The organism is Burkholderia catarinensis, assembly GCF_001883705.2.
Taxonomy (GTDB): domain Bacteria; phylum Pseudomonadota; class Gammaproteobacteria; order Burkholderiales; family Burkholderiaceae; genus Burkholderia; species Burkholderia catarinensis.
Genome location: NZ_MDEQ02000020.1, coordinates 38106 through 57635 on the forward strand (window position 1 = coordinate 38106; position 19530 = coordinate 57635).

Annotated in this window: 14 protein-coding genes; 2 read left to right on the forward strand and 12 right to left on the reverse strand. The window is 65.5% G+C overall.

Annotation, left to right across the window (positions count from 1 at the left end; genetic code table 11):
• Positions 1 to 640: 640 nt before the first annotated feature.
• The 6 genes from BFF94_RS27320 to BFF94_RS27345 all read right to left on the reverse strand — a co-directional run bounded on the left by BFF94_RS27320 (position 641) and on the right by BFF94_RS27345 (position 9429).
• Positions 641 to 1492 (reverse strand): 3-hydroxybutyryl-CoA dehydrogenase, encoded by an 852-nt coding sequence (locus BFF94_RS27320; RefSeq protein WP_128848662.1) that lies wholly within the window; start codon positions 1490 to 1492, stop codon positions 641 to 643.
• Positions 1493 to 1530: 38 nt separating this feature from the next.
• Positions 1531 to 2724: a beta-ketothiolase BktB gene (gene bktB, locus BFF94_RS27325; RefSeq protein ID WP_128848659.1), complete on the reverse strand. Its 1194-nt coding sequence runs from the start codon at positions 2722 to 2724 to the stop codon at positions 1531 to 1533.
• Positions 2725 to 2773: 49 nt separating this feature from the next.
• Positions 2774 to 4402, reverse strand: a complete 1629-nt coding sequence (locus BFF94_RS27330; RefSeq protein WP_372454337.1) for an electron transfer flavoprotein-ubiquinone oxidoreductase — start codon at positions 4400 to 4402, stop codon at positions 2774 to 2776.
• A 79-nt stretch (positions 4403 to 4481) separates the two neighbouring features.
• A complete protein-coding gene (locus BFF94_RS27335) occupies positions 4482 to 6272 on the reverse strand; it encodes an acyl-CoA dehydrogenase (RefSeq protein ID WP_128844268.1) in 1791 nt (596 codons plus the stop codon).
• Between the two features lie 371 nt (positions 6273 to 6643).
• Positions 6644 to 7795 carry an AraC family transcriptional regulator gene (locus BFF94_RS27340; protein WP_128844270.1) on the reverse strand — a complete coding sequence of 384 codons (1152 nt, stop codon included), beginning with the start codon at positions 7793 to 7795 and terminating at the stop codon, positions 6644 to 6646.
• A complete protein-coding gene (locus BFF94_RS27345; RefSeq protein WP_128844273.1) occupies positions 7795 to 9429 on the reverse strand; it encodes an AMP-binding protein in 1635 nt (544 codons plus the stop codon). The genes BFF94_RS27340 and BFF94_RS27345 overlap by 1 nt, the downstream gene beginning before the upstream one ends.
• Before the next feature lie 541 nt (positions 9430 to 9970).
• Between BFF94_RS27345 and BFF94_RS27350 the strand changes: the two genes are divergently transcribed.
• A complete protein-coding gene (locus tag BFF94_RS27350; RefSeq protein WP_158062008.1) occupies positions 9971 to 10426 on the forward strand; it encodes a carboxymuconolactone decarboxylase family protein in 456 nt (151 codons plus the stop codon).
• Positions 10427 to 10534: 108 nt separating this feature from the next.
• On the forward strand, positions 10535 to 11635 hold the full coding sequence (locus BFF94_RS27355) for an AraC family transcriptional regulator (RefSeq protein ID WP_128844278.1): 1101 nt from the start codon (positions 10535 to 10537) through the stop codon (positions 11633 to 11635).
• Positions 11636 to 11664: 29 nt separating this feature from the next.
• On the opposite strand, the gene BFF94_RS27360 is transcribed toward BFF94_RS27355, so the two are convergent.
• The 6 genes from BFF94_RS27360 to BFF94_RS27385 all read right to left on the reverse strand — a co-directional run bounded on the left by BFF94_RS27360 (position 11665) and on the right by BFF94_RS27385 (position 19476).
• Positions 11665 to 13170, reverse strand: coding sequence for a sensor histidine kinase (locus BFF94_RS27360; RefSeq protein ID WP_219140079.1), 1506 nt, complete (start codon positions 13168 to 13170; stop codon positions 11665 to 11667).
• Positions 13167 to 13889: a response regulator transcription factor gene (locus BFF94_RS27365; protein ID WP_128841455.1), complete on the reverse strand. Its 723-nt coding sequence runs from the start codon at positions 13887 to 13889 to the stop codon at positions 13167 to 13169. Before BFF94_RS27365 ends, BFF94_RS27360 begins: the two co-directional genes overlap by 4 nt.
• 465 nt (positions 13890 to 14354) lie before the next feature.
• The gene (gene vapC, locus BFF94_RS27370) at positions 14355 to 14759 is read right to left on the reverse strand and encodes a type II toxin-antitoxin system VapC family toxin (protein ID WP_128841454.1); all 405 of its coding nucleotides are present in this window, start codon (positions 14757 to 14759) and stop codon (positions 14355 to 14357) included.
• Positions 14756 to 14950 (reverse strand): type II toxin-antitoxin system VapB family antitoxin, encoded by a 195-nt coding sequence (locus BFF94_RS27375; protein WP_095400851.1) that lies wholly within the window; start codon positions 14948 to 14950, stop codon positions 14756 to 14758. Before BFF94_RS27375 ends, vapC begins: the two co-directional genes overlap by 4 nt.
• 365 nt (positions 14951 to 15315) lie before the next feature.
• Positions 15316 to 16329, reverse strand: coding sequence for a hypothetical protein (locus BFF94_RS27380; RefSeq protein WP_128841453.1), 1014 nt, complete (start codon positions 16327 to 16329; stop codon positions 15316 to 15318).
• 651 nt (positions 16330 to 16980) lie between these two features.
• Positions 16981 to 19476 carry an AsmA family protein gene (locus BFF94_RS27385; RefSeq protein ID WP_128841452.1) on the reverse strand — a complete coding sequence of 832 codons (2496 nt, stop codon included), beginning with the start codon at positions 19474 to 19476 and terminating at the stop codon, positions 16981 to 16983.
• Positions 19477 to 19530 lie beyond the last annotated feature (54 nt).

Sequence of the window (19530 nt, forward strand, 5' to 3'; positions counted from 1 at the left end):
GCTCGGTATTTTCAGCAGATGTTCGCACAGCCAACACCGAAAGACAGTCAACAATTGTCATACAATAAAATCGGCATTCACGACGTTAATTACACATTGCTTTCAGTGCTTGCTTTTCTTATTAAATAATTTATTTTCGACAGCTGGTTTTTATGATTCGCCGCATTTTTCCGAATCCTGCAATACAGCCCGGCATTGCGCCGCATCGCCCGCGCTGTCAAGCACAACCCATCGACCGCCCAGAGGCCTCGCGCCCGGGGATGTTCAAATAATGATCGTAGACAGATCGACGTCACTGGCCGGATAAAGCACTCCCGGGAAACAAGCGACAATTTTTGTCGCCATTCACATCGAAACAGGGGTTATGGGATCCGAGCCGGCGGCCCGATTCGGGCATATCGGCCCGTCGCTTTCCATGGAACGACCGTTGATAATCAAATGAAACCGCCAATATCGAAGAGCCGCTTCAGCACTCGATATGGGGGAAAGAGGCACGGGAACCCGCGAATGCGCAACAGTCGCGTTGCGGCATATGAAGATATGCAATGAGCTACGCAGGAGACGGGGAAGCAGTACACGAGCCGGCACACGATCCCGCGCGCCGGCCCGAATTGACGGTCAGTTCATCTCCCCCGATGGATCAGGCGTAGTCGTACACCCCGCGCCCCGTCTTCCGCCCGAGCCTTCCCGCCGTCACCATCTCGCGCAGCAGCGGGCACGCACGATACTTCGGATCGCCGAAGTCCTTCGCGAACACATCCATCACCGCGAGGCACACATCGAGGCCGACGAGGTCGGCCAGCGCGAGCGGCCCGATCGGGTGGTTCGCGCCGAGCTTCATCCCCGCGTCGATCTCCTCGGCCGACGCAATGCCTTCGGCCAGCACGAAGAACGCCTCGTTGATCATCGGCACGAGGATCCGGTTCACGACGAAGCCCGGCGAATTGCGCACGCCGATCGGCGACTTGTCGAAGCGCTCGGTCAGCGCACGCACGGCCGACGCGGTCGCGTCGCTCGTCTGCAGCCCGCGGATGATCTCGACGAGCGGCATCAGCGGCACCGGGTTGAAGAAGTGCATGCCGACGAAGCGCGACGGATCAGCGAGCGGCGCCGCGAGCGCGGTGATCGAGATCGACGACGTGTTGGTCGCGATGATCGCGTCGGGCCGCGCGACGGCCTCGATCTGCTTCAGGATGCGGCCCTTCAGCTCGACGTTCTCGGTCGCGGCTTCGATCACGATGTCGGCCGACGCGAGCTTCGCGTAGTCGGTCGACGTCGTGATGCGCGCCAGCGCCGCGTCGCGCGTCGCCGCGTCGAGCTTGTCCTTCGACACGAGCCGCTCGAGGCTGCCTTTCAGCGTCGCGATGCCCTTGTCGAGCGCGGCGTCGCTGACGTCGATCATCACGACGTTGAGTCCCGCAACGGCGGCGGTCTGCGCAATGCCGTTGCCCATGGTTCCGGCGCCCACGACGCCGACGATTTCGATGGCCATGAAATTTCCTGTGTGTTCGGGTGCTGAGCGTTCGATTATCAGATGTTCTCGAAAATCGCGGCAATCCCCTGGCCGCCGCCGATACACATCGTCACGAGCGCGTAACGCCCGCCGATGCGCTTCAGCTCGTACAGCGCCTTGACCGTGATCAGCGCGCCGGTCGCACCGATCGGGTGACCGAGCGAGATGCCCGACCCGTTCGGGTTGACCTTCGCGGGATCGAGGCCGAGCTCCTGCGTGACCGCGCAGGCCTGCGCGGCGAACGCCTCGTTCGCCTCGATCACGTCGAGATCGGTGATCTTCAGGCCCGCGCGTTCGAGCGCCTTCTGCGTGGCCGGCACCGGGCCGATGCCCATGTAGGCCGGATCGACACCCGCGTGCGCATACGCGACGAGGCGTGCGAGCGGTTTCACGCCCTGCGCGCGCGCGGCGTCCGCGCTCATCATCAGCACGGCGGCTGCCGCATCGTTGATGCCCGACGCGTTGCCGGCCGTCACCGTGCCGTTCTCCTTCACGAACACCGGCCGAAGCTTCGAGAAGTCGTCCAGGCTCGCGTCGTGGCGCACGTGTTCGTCGCTGTCGAACGCGACCTCGCCCTTCTTCGTGCGGATCGAGACCGGCAGGATCTGGTCCTTGAAGCGCCCTTCCGCGATCGCGCGCGCCGCGCGACGATGCGATTCGAGTGCGAGCGCATCCTGCGCATCGCGCGAGATCCCGTACTTGCGTGCGACGTTCTCGGCCGTCACGCCCATGTGGATCGTCTGGAACGGGTCGTGCAGCGCGCCGAGCATCATGTCGACGAGCTTGCCGTCGCCCATGCGCTGGCCGAAGCGCGCGGCCGGCACGGTGTAGGGCGCGCGGCTCATGTTCTCCGACCCGCCGCCGATCGCGACGTCGGCATCGCCGAGCATGATCGTCTGCGCGGCCGACACGATCGCCTGCAGGCCCGAGCCGCACAGGCGGTTCACGGTCAGCGCCGGCGCGTGCTGCGCGACGCCGCCGTCGATCGCGGCGACGCGCGCGAGATACATGTCCTTCGGCTCGGTGTTCACGACGTGACCGAACACGACATGCCCGACCGCGTCGCCCGGCACGTTCGCACGCGCCAGCACTTCGCGCACGACCTTCGCACCAAGGTCGGTCGGCGAGAAATCCTTCAGGCTGCCGCCGAAATCACCGATCGCGGTACGGACACCGCTCACCACCACGACTTCCTTCGCTGCATTGCTCATCGTCTCACTCCGGTTCGTTCGCGCCCGCAGGCGCAGGGATGCGTTTGCGTTACATGTTCGGGTAATTCGGCCCGCCACCGCCTTCCGGCGTGACCCACACGATGTTCTGCGTCGGGTCCTTGATGTCGCAGGTCTTGCAGTGCACGCAGTTCTGCGCGTTGATCACCAGCCGGTCGCTGCCGTCGTCGTTCTTCACGAACTCGTACACCGCCGCCGGGCAGAAGCGGGCCTCCGGCCCCGCGTACGTGTGCAGGTTCACGTTCACCGGCACGTTCGCATCCTTCAGCGTCAGGTGCGCCGGCTGGTTCTCCTCGTGGTTCGTGTTCGACACGAACACCGACGACAGCCGGTCGAACGTCAGCTTGCCGTCCGGCTTCGGGTACACGATCGGCTCGCACTGCGACGCCGGCTTCAGCATCTCGTGGTCCGCGTGCTTGTGATGCAGCGTCCACGGCATGTTGCCGCCCATCACCTTCTGCTCGAGCCCGACCATCAGCGTGCCCAGGTACAGCCCCTTGGCCATCCACTGCTTGAAGTTGCGCGCGCGGTACAGCTCCGTGTACAGCCACGACTGCTTGAACGCGTCCGGATACGCGTTGAGTTCGTCCGACTGGCGGCCGGCCTGCACCGCGTCGAACGCGGCGTCCGCGGCCAGCATGCCGGTCTTGATTGCCGCGTGGCTGCCCTTGATCCGCGACGCGTTCAGGAAGCCCGCATCGTCGCCGATCAGCGCGCCGCCCGGGAACACCGTCTTCGGCAGCGACAGCAGCCCGCCCGCGGTGATCGCGCGTGCGCCGTACGACACGCGCTTGCCACCTTCGAGGAATGCGCGGATCGACGGGTGCGTCTTGTAGCGCTGGAATTCCTCGAACGGCGACAGGTACGGGTTCGTGTAGCCGAGGCCCACCACGAAGCCGACCATCACCTGGTTGTTGTCCATGTGATACAGGAACGAGCCGCCGTAGGTATCCGACTTCAGCGGCCAGCCGGCCGTGTGGATCACCAGGCCCGGCTTGTGCTTCGCGGGATCGATTTCCCACAGTTCCTTGATGCCGATCCCGTACGCCTGCGGATCCGCGTTCGCGTCGAGCTTGAACGTCGAGATCAGCTGGCGGCCCAGATGGCCGCGGCAGCCTTCGGCGAACAGCGTGTATTTCGCGTGCAGTTCCATGCCGAGCTGGAAGTTCTCGGTCGGCTCGCCGTCCTTGCCCACGCCCATGTTGCCGGTCGCGACGCCCTTTACCGAGCCGTCGTCGTTGTACAGGATCTCGGCGGCCGGGAAGCCCGGGAAGATCTCGACGCCCAAGGCTTCCGCCTGCGTGCCCAGCCAGCGCGTGACGTTGCCCAGCGAGATCACGTAGTTGCCGTGGTTCTTGAAGTTCTCGGGCAGCGCCCAGTTCGGCGTCGTGACCGCGCTTTTCTCGGACAGGAACAGGAAGCGGTCTTCCGTCACCTCGACATCGAGCGGGGCGCCGCGTTCCTTCCAGTCGGGGAACAGTTCGGTGATCGCGCGCGGATCCATCACCGCGCCCGACAGGATGTGCGCGCCGATCTCGGAACCCTTCTCGAGCACGCACACGCCGATCTCGGTGCCTTTCTCGGCGGCCAGCTGCTTGAGCCGGATCGCCGCAGACAGCCCCGCGGGGCCGCCGCCGACGATCACGACGTCGTATTCCATCGATTCGCGCGGGCCGTATTGCGCGAGCAAGTCCTGTGTGGTCAAAATCCTGTCTCCTCCTGCGTCCCGACCATTACGATCAGAACTGGTCTTCCGTCAATGCGAGCACGCTCTCGTTGCCCTTCGTGCCGACGATCGACGCCGCGAGGCCACCTGCCTGCACGAGAATGTGCTCCGCGTAGCATTGCGCGATCGCGATCTTCGCGTCGAAGAATGCCGGGTCGCTCGCGCGCTTTGCCTGCGCCGCCACCAGCGCCCGACCCATCTGCCACCCGCACAGCACCACGCCCGCCAGCTTCAGGTACGGCACGCTGCCCGCGAACACCGCGTTCGGGTCCTGCTTCACGTTCGCCACCACGTAATCCACCACCGACGACAGCGCACGCGCGCCCTGCTCCAGCTGCGCCTTCATCGACGCGGCTGCCGCGCCGTCCAGCTTGCCCAGCGCCGCCACCGTGTCGCCGATCTCCGCGATCAGCGCCTTCGCCACCGCGCCGCCGTCGCGCATCGTCTTGCGCCCGACCAGGTCGTTCGCCTGGATCGCCGTCGTGCCTTCGTAGATCGCCAGGATCCGCGCATCGCGGTAGTACTGCGCCGCGCCCGTCTCCTCGATGAAGCCCATCCCGCCGTGCACCTGCACGCCCAGGCTCGCCACGTCGTTCACCATCTCCGTGCTCCAGCCCTTCACGACCGGCACCAGATACTCGTAGATTGCCTGATGACGGCCACGCGTCGCCTCGTCCGAATGGCGGTGGGCAATGTCGCTGTGCGCCGCCGCCACATACGCCAGCGCCCGCGCGCCTTCGGTCAGCGCGCGCATCGTGCCGAGCATCCGGCGCACGTCCGGGTGATGGATGATCGTCACCGACTGCTTCGCCGTTCCGTCGACCGGGCGGCTCTGCACGCGCTCCTTCGCGAATTCCGCCGCCTTCTGGTATGCGCGGTCGGCCACGCCGATCCCCTGCATCCCGACGCCGAAGCGCGCCGCGTTCATCATGATGAACATGTATTCGAGGCCGCGGTTCTCCTCGCCGATCAGGTAGCCGATCGCGCCGCCGTGGTCGCCGTACTGCAGCACCGCCGTCGGGCTCGCCTTGATCCCGAGCTTGTGCTCGATCGACACGCAGTGCACGTCGTTGCGCGCGCCCAGCGAGCCGTCCGCGTTGACCATGAATTTCGGCACGATGAACAGCGAGATGCCCTTCACGCCTTCCGGCGCATTCGGCGTGCGCGCGAGCACCAGGTGGACGATGTTGTCCGCCATGTCGTGCTCGCCCCACGTGATGAAGATCTTCGTGCCGAACACCTTGTACGTGCCGTCGCCCTGCGGCTCGGCGCGCGAGCGCACCAGCGCCAGATCGGAGCCCGCCTGCGGCTCGGTCAGGTTCATCGTGCCGGTCCATTCGCCCGAAATCAGCTTCGGCACGTAGCGCTGCTTCTGCTCGTCGGTGCCGGCCGTCAGCAGCGCCTCGATCGCGCCGTCGGTCAACAACGGACACAGCGCGAACGACAGGTTCGCTGCGTTCAGCATCTCGATGCACGGCGTCGCGATCAGCTTCGGCAGCCCCTGGCCGTCGTACTCGGTCGGATGCTGCAGACCCTGCCAGCCGCCTTCGACGAACTGGCGGAACGCTTCGCCGAAGCCCGGCGTCGCGGTCACGACGCCGTCCTTCCAGCTGCTCGGGTTGCGGTCGCCTTCGACGTTCAGCGGCGCCAGCACCTCGCCGCAGAATTTCGCGGACTCGTCGAGCACGGCCTGCGCCGTGTCGTAGCCGGCATCCTCGAAGCCCGGCAACTGCGCGACGGCGTCGATGCCCGCGAGTTCCTTCAGCACGAACAGCATGTCCTTGACGGGGGCGTTATAGCTCATGGTCGATGTTCCAATCAGGCGGTGAATGAGGCGCGCCATAGGGCCCGATGAGGCAAAACCGGCCAGAGCCGGACCCAGGCGACGTGATGATCCATCCTAATGCGGCGATCGCCGATTTCCAGTGTCATATCCGGCCCACATAGTGACAAAATCGGCCACGGGATCCGGGGGCCCGACCGGAAATGGCCCGCCGGACATGGATTCGAGCGGAGCCGGTTTGGACGAAAACGGCGAGCAACCGACGTGCCGGCCGGGGCGGCGGGGAGATGCCGGCAGCGATATCGGGAGACGGTTATGGGATTCTCCGACGGGAGCCGTCCATGGGAACGAACGAAGGGAGCCGGTTATGGGAGCCGGCTTGAAACAACATGCTACGCCTGCCGCCGGTAAGTCCCCGGCGTGCTCCCCGTCCAGTGCCGGAACGCGCGGTGAAACGCGCTCGGATCGTCGAAGCCGATGTCGGCGCCGATCGCCGCGATCGTGTCGGGCGTATCGGTCAGGCGCTGGATCGCGATGTCGCGACGCAGTTCGTCCTTCAGCACCTGGAACGTCGTCCCTTCGGCGGCCAGGTGGCGGCTCAGCGTGCGCACCGAGCAATGCAAGTGCTCGGCCGCCTGGTCGATCGCGGGCAGGTCGGGCAGCGCCGCCGACAGGTACTGCCGCACGCGATGGCACACGAGCTGTTCGCTGAACGATTCGAAGATCCAGTCGCCGGGCGCGCGCGCGAGGAACTTGCGCAGGTTGCGCTTGCTCTGCCGGATCGGTGCGTCGAGGTAGTCCGCGCTGAAGCGCATCAGCGTGCGCTCGCGGTCGAACTGCACGGAGCCGGTGAAGAAGTACAGGTGCTCGACCGCATGACGCGGCCGCGGGCACGCGAACTCGATCTGCAGCAGCGGGATCTTCTGCCCGATCAGCCAGGAGCACACGCCGTGCACGAGCTTGAGCATCAGCTCCTGGCCGAGCGCGCCGATCGGGCCGACGGCCTCGTTCGGGCGCAGCAGCACCTGCGCGACGAGACCGTCGCGCTTCGATTCGACGAAGAAGTCGTCGAGCAGGATATGGAAGAACTGGCCGAAACGATGCAGCGCCGTTTCGAGGTTGCGCGCATCGAGCAGGCTCAGGCACAGGTACTTCAGCGTGCCGCCGCGCAGCGGGCGCGAGAAGATGCCGGGCATCTCGTCGTCGAGGTCGATCGCGAGCGTGCGGTACAGCGTCGAGAACTGCTCCTCCGTCACGCGCGCATGCGGTTCGCCGAGCAGCTCGATCGGGATGCCGGCCCCGCGCAGGTAACGTTCGACCACGTCGCGCTGCGCGCCCGCGCTTGCCAGGAAGCCGTTGACGAGCGAGATCGGCACCGTCGCGCTCGGCGACGGCAGCGCACGCCCGGGCCGGGCGGAAAGTGGATCTGAGCCGGTCATCGCGTCCCCGTCGATCGAACCGCTCGCATTGTACTTGAGCGGCCCGTGCGAGACCTTCGGCGCGCCCGGCCGCGCAGCCGCGGCAGCGCGGCACTTCGGCGCCATCAGTCGGTGCGGCTGAGTTCCCGGCGCAGGATCTTGCCGACGGTCGACTTCGGCAGCCGGTCGACGAAACGGACGAGCTTCGGCACCTTGTAGGCCGCGAGGCTCGCGCGGCAATGCGCGACGAGTTGCTCCTCCGTCACGTCCGCGTCCGGCGCCGGCACCACGAACAGCTTGACGGCCTCGCCCGTACGTTCGTCCGGCACGCCGATACATGCGCATTCGGCGACGCCCGGCAGCGCGGTCGCGACGGCTTCCACCTCGTTCGGGTACACGTTGAAGCCCGACACGATGATCATGTCCTTCTTGCGGTCGACGATCCGCAGGAACCCGGCTGCGTCGAACACGCCGACGTCGCCGGTGCGGAAATAGCCGTCCGCCGTGAACGCGGCCGCATTCGCTTCCGGCTTCTGCCAGTAGCCGCTCATCACCTGTGGCCCCTGCACGCAGATCTCGCCCGCTTCGCCGATCGCCACCTCGCGATCCTGATCGTCGAGCAGCTTCACGTCGGTCGACGGCAGCGGCAGGCCCGTGGTGCCCGTGAACGCATCGATCGACTGCGGGTTGAACGACACGACCGGCGACGTTTCCGACAGCCCGTAGCCCTCGCGGATGAAATTGCCCGTCACCGCCTTCCAGCGCGACGAGATCACGTCGATCACCGCCGCGCCGCCGCCGGCCGACAGCTTCAGCCGCGACCAGTCGACTTCCTTCAGGCGCGGATGGCCGGCGAGCCCCGCGTACAGCGTGTTCACGCCGACGAACACGGTCGGCCGCGCGGCCTTCAGCACGTCGACGAACCTGTCCATGTCGCGCGGGTTCGCGACGAGCCAGTTCTGCGCGCCGATCGCGAAGTAGGACAGGAAGTTCACCGTCAGCGCGAAGATGTGGTACAGCGGGATCGCCGTGACGACGACCTCCTCGCCCGGCTCCCGCGCGGCCTGCGCGATCGCCGCGAACTGTTCGATGTTCGCGACGAGGTTACGGTGCGACAGCGCGGCGCCTTTCGACAGACCGGTCGTGCCGCCCGTGTACTGCAGCAGCAGCAGGTCCGCGCCGCCCAGCGCGACCGGCTCGCACGCGAGCGATTCGCCGGCGGCGATGGCATCCGCGAGCGCGATCGAACCGGGCGGCAGCGCATCGCACGCACCGGCCGGCGCATCGACTGCGCCGAGATCGCCGCGCCCCACGCTCAGCACGGTGCGCACGCGCGTGCCGCCGACCACGTCGGCGAACGTGCCCATCGACTCGCCGCACACGACGGCCACCTCGACGCCCGCGTCGTTGAGCTGATGCTCGAGCTCGCGCGCCGTGTAGTGCGGGTTCACGTTGACCTGGATGGCACCGATCTTCGCGACGGCGACGAACACGACCGGAAACGCGAGCACGTTGGGCAGCATCACGGCCACGCGATCGCCCTTGCGGACGCCGACGGCCTGCTGCAGATAGGCGGCCAGCGCGGTCGACAGGCGATCGACGTCGGCATAGGTGAGCGTGCGGCCGAACGCATGGAACGCCGGACGATCGGCGAAGCGGCGCATCGCGTCGTCCAGCAGCGCGCTTACGGAAGGATGGCGATCGGCGTCGATCTCGGCGGGGATCGAGCCATACGACCCGGTCCAGTGTCTCTTCGTCATGTCTCACTCCTCTGGGACGGCGCGCCCGCAGCGCGCCGTTCGCACGGCGGCCTGCACGCCGGAAGGGCGCGGGCCGCCGCCTGACCGGCGACTATCGCCCGCGCGGCGCGCTTTGCAAATGATCCGGGCGGCCGAAAAGATGATCGAAACGGACATGCGGACGGCCGCGCTTGTCCGGGCAAGCTCGCGCAGCGCCGTCAATTCGGCCTGCGCCAGCCGGCCCCGACTATCGGCCCATCGACATGAACACCATACGGGATCGGGCGATTCCTGCCGCCGGTCGCACCTGATACGATCGCTTCGCTTCCGGTTCGCCGCGGCCGAACGTGCCGCGTACGCCACTGATGAAGCCGACGCTCACGCATCCGCACAACGGGCCATGCACGCATCGTCGCCTGGTCTTGCCGGTCGATCCCGTCGCCTGATAATCAGGATTACTGCACACATTCCGCCGATCGCGGCAGTGCGCCAAACCGGAACACGAAGCACAAGAAATCCGCCCAACGATCCGACTATCCGGTTCCCTCAAAGGTCATTCGCCATGCCAGAACGCATCTCGTTTGGACAACTCCCCGCCCGGCTGCTCGACGTCGTGCTCAACGTCGAGGAATACGCGAACAACGCCGGCCACGATTTCAGGCTCGTCGAACTGGTGCGCGCACGCGTGTCGCAGTTGAACGGCTGCGCATACTGTCTCGACCGCCATATCAAGGAAGGCCTCCACGCGGGCGACGATCCGCTGCGCTACAACCTGCTGCCCGTGTGGCACGAAACGCCCGACCTCTACAGCCCGAAGGAGCAGGCCGCGCTGCGCTGGGCCGAAGCGCTCACGCTGATCAGCGAGAACGCGATCGGCGACGCACTCGTCGACGCGACGCGCGAGCACTTCGATCGCGACGAACTCGCGACGCTCACGCTGATCGTCGCGCAAATCAACACGTGGAACCGGCTCGCGAAGCCGTTCGCGTGGCAGGCCGGCGTGTTCCAGGCTGGCTGAAGCGGGTGGCGCCGGCGCGGTATCAGGGTGAACCCTGTGGCGCATGGGACCGATCCCGAGCAAAATTGCGTGCCGTAAACGATATCGATTCGGACGCAGGATCCCCTCATGCCGCGCAGTCCGCTCTTGAACCCGACGGCCGCCCGCGCAGCCCGCCTGCCGGACGCCGCGCCCACCCACGCACTGCGCGAGCAGCGCTTCACGCCGGCCAAGCTGGCCGTGCTGGTCGACGTGGCGGCGCAGGCCGGCCTCGATCCGGCCATGGTGCTCGACGGCACCGGCCTCACGCCGGCCGCCGTCGTCGATCCGTTCACGCTCACGTCGTCGCTGCAGTTCCTGACGGCCGCGCGCAATGCGATCGGCCGATACGACGGCGCCGATCTCGGCGTGCGCGTCGGCCGCCTGCTGCACGCGTCGAGCTACGGGATGTACGGCTACGCGATGCTGTGCTCGGAATCGCTCGCGCACGCGTTCGATTCGGCCGTCAAGTACCACCAGCTCGCGAACGGCATGCTCGCGATCCGCTGGGTCGAACAGGGCGATGCCGCGTCGTGGCTGTTTCCGGACCGGCACGAAGTCGCGCTGCCCGATCTCGACGAGCCGCTGTACCGTTTCCTGATCGACATGCAGTTCGCGCTGCACGTGACGATCATCAAGGACGTGATGGGTGCGTGGTGCGTGCCGGCGCGCGCGCAGTTCGCGCAGCCGGAGCCCGCGCATGCGGCGCTGCTGGCCGACGCGCTCGAATGCCCGATCGCGTTCGACCAGCCGTATCATGTGCTCAGCTATCCGGCCGCATGGCTTGCGCGCGCGCCGCAGCTCGCGAATCCGATCACCGCCGCGCAGGTGTCGTCGCACTGCGCGCGCCTGCTCGACGAATTGCGCAGCCAGGCCGGCGTCACGCGGCGCGTGGTCCAGGAACTCACACGCACGCCCGGGCAGTTTCCGGACATCGACGCGATCGCGGCCAACCTGTGCATCACGTCGCGCACGCTGCGCCGCAAGCTCGAAGCCGAAGGCACGTCATACAGCGAGCTGCTGGCGAGCGTGCGCAAGGCGCTCGCGATCGACTATCTCACCACGACCACGCTCAGCACCGAGGACATCGCGCTGACGCTCGGCTTCAGCGACGCGGTGGGATTCCGCCACGCATTCAAGCGCTGGACCGGCACGACACCGAGCGACGTGCGGCGCAAGCGCGGCGGCTGAGCGCCGCCCAGGCGCGACATCGCCCGGCTTCAGCGCGCGTCGCCGGCCGCCTGCTGCGCGACCGCCAGCGCAAACTCGAACACCGCGCCGCGCCCGGCCTGGTCGACCAGCCGGATACTGCTGCCATTGAGTGCCAGCATCCGGTGCACGATCAGCAACCCGAGCCCGCCGCTCGTCACGGTACCACCGCTCGCCGGCCGCTGCGGCCGCTGGAACAGCCCTTCGCGCCGCGCCGCCGGAATCCCTTCCCCGGTATCCGACACGGTCACGACCACGCGGTCGCCCCGCGGCTCCAGCGCGACCTCGACCTCGCCGTGCGAAGGCGTGTGCCGCAGCGCGTTGTCGAGCAGGTTGGTCAGCACGCGCTCGATCATCCCGAGATCGGCCGACACGACCGGCACGCGCGGCGGGATCCGCGCATGCAGCGCGACGCCGCGCGCCTGCGCGGCCAGTTCGAATTTCTGGAACACGTCCTGCACGAGATCGACGAGCGAGAACGGCTCGCGCTCGGCCTGCACGCCGCCCGATTCGAGCCGCGCGAGCTCGAACAGCGCCTGCGCGAGCCGCCCGACCTTCGCGCTCTGCGCGAGCGCGATCGACAGGTAGCGCCGCCGTTCGGTCTCGGCGAGCGTGTCGGCCTTCAGCGACAGCGTCTCCAGATAGCCGTGCAGCGACGTGAGCGGCGTGCGCAGGTCATGCGAGATGTTCGTGATCAGTTCGCGCCGCTGCAGGTCCTGGTGCGTCAGCGCGCGCCACTGGTCGCCGATCCGGTCGGCCATCTGCGCGAACGCGGATTCGAGCACGACGATGTCGTCGCCGCGCCGGCCCGGCGGCGAGCGCGGCACCGGCGGCTGCGTGTCGGGCGCGCCGTTCGCGTCGAAGCGGCGCATCGCGTCCGTCAGCCGGCGCAGCGGGCGCGTGATGAAGCTGAACGCGGTGAGGCCCGCGAGCAGGCCGAGCAGCGCGACGACCGCCATCGACCACAGCGTCGTGCGCAGCACGTTGCCGGCGTCGACGCGCGCGACCAGCCGGTCGTGCGCCTCGCCGAGCAGCACCACGTAGATGTAGCCCGACGGCGGCTGCCCCGCGCGCTGCAGCGGCGCGGCGCTGAACACCTTGCGCGCGTCGGGGCTGCGCGGGTCGTCGCCGAGGATCGGCAGCGGCTGGCCCGCGATGAAGCGCTGCACGGGCGCGAGATCGACGCGGTCGCGCTTCACGTGGCCGGGCGGCGCATCGTCGCCCTTGATGCGCCCCGCGTTGTCGAGCAGGTACACCTCGACGCTCGGGTTCACGCCCATCAGCTGGCCGAACAGCGTGCGCACGGCGTCGGGGCGCAGCCCGTTCGCGTCCATCAGCGGCGCGTTGTTGGCGACGCTGTTGACGATATTGGCGGCCAGGTCGCGCGACAGCCCCTGCACGACTTCCTGCTCGCGCATGTCGTTCGCGCGGATCTGCAGCCACGCCGATGCGCCGGAGCACGCGAGCAGCAGGATCGAGAACACGAGCGACAGCCGCTGGGTGAGCGTGAGCTTCATGACGCGTCCCGCTGGCCCGGCGCGGCGAGCTTGTAGCCGCGGCCCCACACGGTGAGGATCCGCACGGGTTCGGCCGGATCGGCCTCGATCTTCGCGCGCAGCCGGTTGATGTGGGTGTTGACCGTGTGTTCGTAACCTTCGTGCTGGTAGCCCCACACGGCATTGAGCAGGTCCATCCGCGAGAACACCTTGCCCGGGTGGCGCGCGAAGAAATACAGCAGGTCGAATTCGCGCGGCGTGAGGTCGATGCGCGTGCCGTCGACGCTCGCCTCGCGTGCGATCGGGTCGATCGCCAGCCCCGCGACGTCGAGCGTACCCGCGTCGATCCGCGAATCGCGCGCGAGCGCGTCGACGCGCCGCAGCAGCGCCTTCACGCGCGCGACGAGTTCGAGCACCGAGAACGGCTTGGCCAGATAGTCGTCGGCGCCGAGCTCGAGGCCGAGGATCCGGTGCACCTCGCTCGAGCGCGCGCTCGTGATGATGATCGGCGTGTAGCGCGTCATCGCACGCGCGCGCCGGCAGATTTCGAGGCCGTCGACGCCCGGCAGCATCAGGTCGAGGATCAGCGCATCCCAGCCGCCCTGTTCGAGCAGGCGCAGCCCTTCCGCGCCGTCCGCGCTGTGCACGACCTCATAGCGCTCGTCGCGCAGGTGAAGGCTCAGCACGTCGGCGATGTCGGCGTCGTCCTCGACGATCAGGATGCGTTTCGGTTGGTCCATGGCGGTGGGTGGCGGCACGTCGGCGTAAAGGTCGAGGTCGGATGTCGGTTCGGGTCGGCCCCGGTCCCCGTTCGGCTGGCCGGGTTCCCGAGGGGGAATCGCGGCAACGGGCCGCGCTGCCGTCATTGTGCAAAATTTTGCGGCGGCAAGGGATCACAATTCATTTAACTTTGAATCGTGCCTGTGCTGCGAGTCAACGCCTGCAAGGCTTTCCGCTCAGGCCCCTAAACCGAAATTTCTGTCACCCCGCGAAAACACTAAAAAGCGGAAGCGACGAAGCCGCACTCGGCAGGCGCCGACGGAAGTCACGGGACGTTGTGCAGACCACGGATGGGGCACCACTTCAACGTCGAGCGTCGCCACAACACCTGTCACGCACCACTGACCTGATTAGTCAGCGGCAGCACTCTCGGCACGGCTCATCTACCGAATCGTTAAATGCCGACGAGGCTGGCCTGGCTTCGCTCAATCATCCAGAAGGGCTGATCGAAGACCCAGATATTGAACGAATGGATCGAAGTCGCGATCGCTGTACAGCAGTGAAACGCCGTTCTCAATACAGTAAGTCGCGATCAGCGTGTCGATGGTCTTACGGATCGTCACGCCTCGCGCTCTCAACTCACGATAATTTCGAGCGGCCTGAACAGCGTTGTCGGTGCCGACCAGCGGCACGACATTCAAGCGCGCCGTCATCAGTTGGCGAGCCACATTGAATTCGGATTCAGCCGAAAAACCCTGCGACACTTCTGCGACGATCAGGTCACCCGACAACAGTACCTCGTTGCCGAGCAAAACGTCGAGCTTGTCGGTTTCCGGTGAAACCTTACCGCGGAAATAGTCAATCCAGACGCTCGAATCCACGAGCGTCATCGATCCGTCCTCATGGCGTCGAGATCACCTTCCCAGTGGAGCTTTCCGCGGAACTGGCGAATCTGCTCTTGCTGTTTGAGCCTGATGATCGTCTTCAGACCGAGCTCGACAGCTTCGCGCTTGGTTTTGACACCGGTTGCGGCAAGCGCCTCGGCCATCAACTTGTCGTCGATTTCAATATTGGTACGCATGGCACACCTCGCGATGTGTATGGAAATTTCAGACTATACACATCGCAGCCTGGTGTGTCTCGCCGGCCACAACCACTGTGATTTCAGCCCCAGTGAACCGTTCTCTGTAACGAATGCTGACATATTGAAGGCTCTGTCGACGTGGCAAATCAACGTTCCGTCCGCGCCCGATTGACGGGCGTACAGCGGCTACTCGAGTGCACCATAACGAAGCACGTGGTCATCGACGAACTGACGCGCCGGCCACGCGAATCCCATTTCTTCTGCGCGAAGACTTAACCACGCTATTCCGTCTGAAAGCCCATGCCGCAACGCCCGCTTCACGACGCTCTAAACGGAATGGGCCTACGCGTGAGAATGAGACACTAGAAATTGTGTGCCAGGCCGACCATGAACATGTCCTGGTCCTTATCGTGGCCGGTTGCGACACGATTGAAACGCAAGCTCGCCGCCCAATCGTTCGTGACCTGATAGGTCACCTGCGCACTGAGCAACGCATTGAGTCGCGTTTTGCTCGAGACCTCGTCCCGATCATACGAGAGATACGGACCTACACCTGCCGAAAGCGCCCATTTGCTCTTGATCGGCGCGACGTACCAGAATTGCGCTGCCACACCTCTTCGACCGGCGACGCCGTTATTGCCTTCGTAGACGAAGCTCGCCGAATAGGCCCACGCGTTGCCGAGCGGCCGCTTGACTTCGACCATATATCCCTTTTCGATCGGCACCTGGGGGCGGTTCGTCTGCGACGTCCCCGCCCAAACGCTAACCTGCGTCTTGCCGTCCGAAAACGCCGGGCCGGGATCGCCGCCAAAATCCGAGCCGATGCCGAAGAGCACCGCGTCGGAATTGAATCCGTCGATCATCTGGACGTGGTTGTACTGCACCTTGAGGAAGAAGCGGTTGGGAACGAGGTAATACCGCACCGCTGCCGAGGCACGCACGCCCCATCGCTTTTCGTTACGCGGCTGGTTGTCGACATGTGTCGTATCCATGCTGAAATACGGTCCCGCCGACAATTCGAGCGCTAGGCGATCGCCGACCGGCCAACGAAACGAACCCAGAGCGGCGAAGCCATCACGGTGGTGATCGACGGGATGCCCCTCGTTCACATACGCGAGGTAGACCGAGAAGTAGTCGTTCAAGACGTCGCCGAAGCCGACTTCGTAGGCACGCCAATGCATATCGCCGCCGTTGGTCGCGCGTCCGTCGCCATACACCGCATAGACGTTGATCGTTCTTTCCGATGGCTTGAATCCGGTCGGCAAGCTCGAAGGACTGTCCTCGGCGTGCGCGAGGCCTGCGCCTGCCAGACTTGCCAGACCGGCGATCGAGCTGGTGAGGATGAAGCGCGAATAGATGCGACGGCACTGTCCCATTTGGACACCCCCTCACCTTGGTAACCGCGATTTCTTGGACAAGTTGAAAGCGATTATAGGCGGCCGCGAGTCATTGAGGTAATCCTCGCAACTCAGGCCGCTGACCCTCGTAAACAAAAGGCCGAGCGGCTGTGATGCGGTCCGTCGTCATCGTCGCTATTTCACGATACGAACTCGGGTTATCCCTGTCTTTCCGAGTTCGTCGCCTACCTGCATTCGGATGCTCGCAATCGATCACAGTGCTCGATTGCTTCGTCATCTTTCAGCCATGTCATCCGATTCATAACTGAGCGAAGCCGCCCTCGGCCTGCGCAGCCCAAGCCCTACAATTCTTTCGCTACCAAGATAATCATGTAGGTATCCTTAGTTTGACCTACGCAGAGACGACGGCTCGATGATTGAGGTCGCTCGGCAACCCCGCCTTGCTGAGCGCTCCGCTTAAAAAACGGTTCTCCAGCGTCATCGATGCCCCGCGCGATCTGAAAACCCGCCGCCACATCGGTGCGACGGGAGCGGGCTGGCATGACCACTCCTCACGGTGACAACGGATTTTCTGGATGACCCAGCGACGCTGTACTCGTTTCTTCGAATTTGACCAGGAATCGAGGGTGTCGAATGAAGACACGGATCACGCCCTCGGGCAAAGCAGCGTTACCGGTTGTGAGAGGAGGCCCCGTTCGGTCGCTCCGCATGCCCGGGTTCGGCACCAGTCGGCGCGGAAGCTGCGGAAGCTGCAGAAGCAGCCGATAGCTCGTTCATGTACGCCGGTGCAGCCTTCGTCTTCTGCCGGATTCCCGGCGGTGGTGCCGTCGGGGGGTGCTCCATGTCGGTCAGCATCTGCTGGCACGGCAACGGGCGACTGCGGCCCGGCTGCAGCAACGCGAGCAGACTCGCGAGCGGATTCAGCAAGCCCAGCCCGACCGCTGCACCGCCACGCGCGATCAGTGCCCCGGCCTTCACCCCGACGTGCGGTTGCTTGAAGGATCCGGTGACATACAGCGGCGAGCGTAGCGATATCACCCGGAATCCCTTGGTATGAGGATGGATCGTCAGATTCATGGTCTCGTCTCGCAGGTTCACGTTGCCGTCCATTCCGATCACCGCATCATCGGTGTCGAGCGCGAATACGCGCGAGTCGAGCACGCCATTGGTGACCACGAAGTCGGCCACGCCGCAGTTGATCTTTACGTCACGTGTGCCGAACAATTTCTCGTACACCACGTTTGCAACGTTCAGCCCGGCGGCTTCCATCAGCAAGAGACTCACCGTGCCATCGGTAACCAATGTCTTCACTTCCCCGTTGGAAGTCGCCGCGAGTGCCGCCGGCGAATTGCCGGTGGCCGATAACGCGGCATCGCCGTTGAGCTCGCCGAGCGCTGTTTGCATCACCGAGAATGTCGGGAACAGCTGCTTGAGTTTCAGATGTCGCGCCTGCAGCGAGAACCGCCCTTTGAGCGGCATGCCGCTGCCGTCCAGGTGGATGTTCGAAGCAAGCGTACCGCCCGCGACACCAAAGTTCAGCGGGTTGAGCGTCAGCACACCGTCATGCATGACGACGTGGGTCGACAGGTCGGTGATCGGCAAGCTCGCGGTCTTGACGATGCGCCGCCCGCTAAATCGAACGTCCGCGTCGATCTTCTTCCAGCGGTCAGTGCGGAATGCCTCGACCGGCACCGCCTTGTTCGCGGGCTGCGCGACGGCGGCGCCCCGCCGCGCCTTACTGGCATTCGTGTCGGCGCCGATGAGCGGTGCCAGGTCGGAGAACTGCAGCAGCTTGGACACCAGCGTACCGGACAAGAGCGGCCTCGGTTCGCGCGAAACGTACACCAACGTGCCGTTGATATCGCTGCCGCCGACGCGTCCCGTGAAGTCCTCGTACTTGAAGACGTCGCCGGACGCCCGGAATTGGCCGACCAGTCGGCCGTCGGTCGCATAAGGAGAGGTTTCGGGTAGCGTGATGCCCGTGACTTCATACAGCTGAGCCATGCTGGTGCCCGCGAGCCACAGTCGGAGATCAACTGCTGCCAGGCGAGACGGATCAGTCAGCGTGCCAACGAGCGCCAGGTGCGTATCGCCAAAGCGCAAATCGGCCTGAACCGGAAATGGGCGTTGCGTGCCCTGCACCTCCAGCAAATTGCCGATCTTGCCGGTGCCGGCGACTTTCCCCTTCTTGTAGGTCCCCTTGACGGTCCAGCCAATCATGTAAGTGCCAACGCTCGCAGATGCCGCGGGCGCTGCGCCTGCCGATGCGCTCGTCGTCGCCGAGGCCGTTGCGCCCGTTGCGCCCGGTGCGGCAGTTGCGGGTGGGTTCGACGCCCCCGGTGGGCCGGATACGGACGGGGCTATTGCGGTGCCGGATGTCAGCGCTGCAGCATGCGAAGCAGCGGCCAACGCTTGCGAGGCCGCTGCCGATGCGCGGGACGCCGCCTCGGCACCCGACGCAGGTACCACCGGCTGGGCCGAACCGGAGTGAGCCTGGGCCGCGAGCTTTTTTTGACCTGCCGGCCCGACGGCCCGTGCCGATTCGCGGTGCGCCAACGCCTCCTGCTGTTTCACCACCGCATCGAACGGGATCGGCTGGCCAAGCGTGTCGATCACGGCGCTCAGATCGAATTGCTTTTGCTCGTCGTAGTAGCCGAGATTGCCTTGGGCAAACGCGATCTCATGCAAGTCGAGCGACCAGCTGCCCGGCTGCGCGAGCTTCTTGAGCTTGAACGTCCAGTTGACTCGCCCGTCCCTGAGGCGTTCGAGGTCGACGGACGGATTGACCAGATCGATTGCCGGAATCACGATGCGGCGTGCCATCAGCGGCAGCGCCTCGACTTCGAAGCTGATCGCGTCCAGCGTGACGAAATACTTCGTGCGCGCCCAATCGGGGTTGGCGATCGTGACATTGTGTGCGCTGAATCGTGGCCATGGCACCCATGCACGCCAGCCCTGCTCGCTCGCGGGCCGACGCCACCCGATACGCAGATCGCCGTTGATGGCGAACGGCCGCCCGATCGCGTCCGACACCTTGTCATCGACCCAAGGCCGGGCGCGATTCCAGTCGAACGTCACCATGAAGACAACCAGCGCTGCAAGCGCCAGGGTGACGACAACGGAAAGCCACGCGGCCGCCTTGCCGACGGTGTGGCCGATGTGCATTGCTCACTCCCGAGTTTGCTACACGGGGCATCAAGCAATTCGTGTTCCTGAATG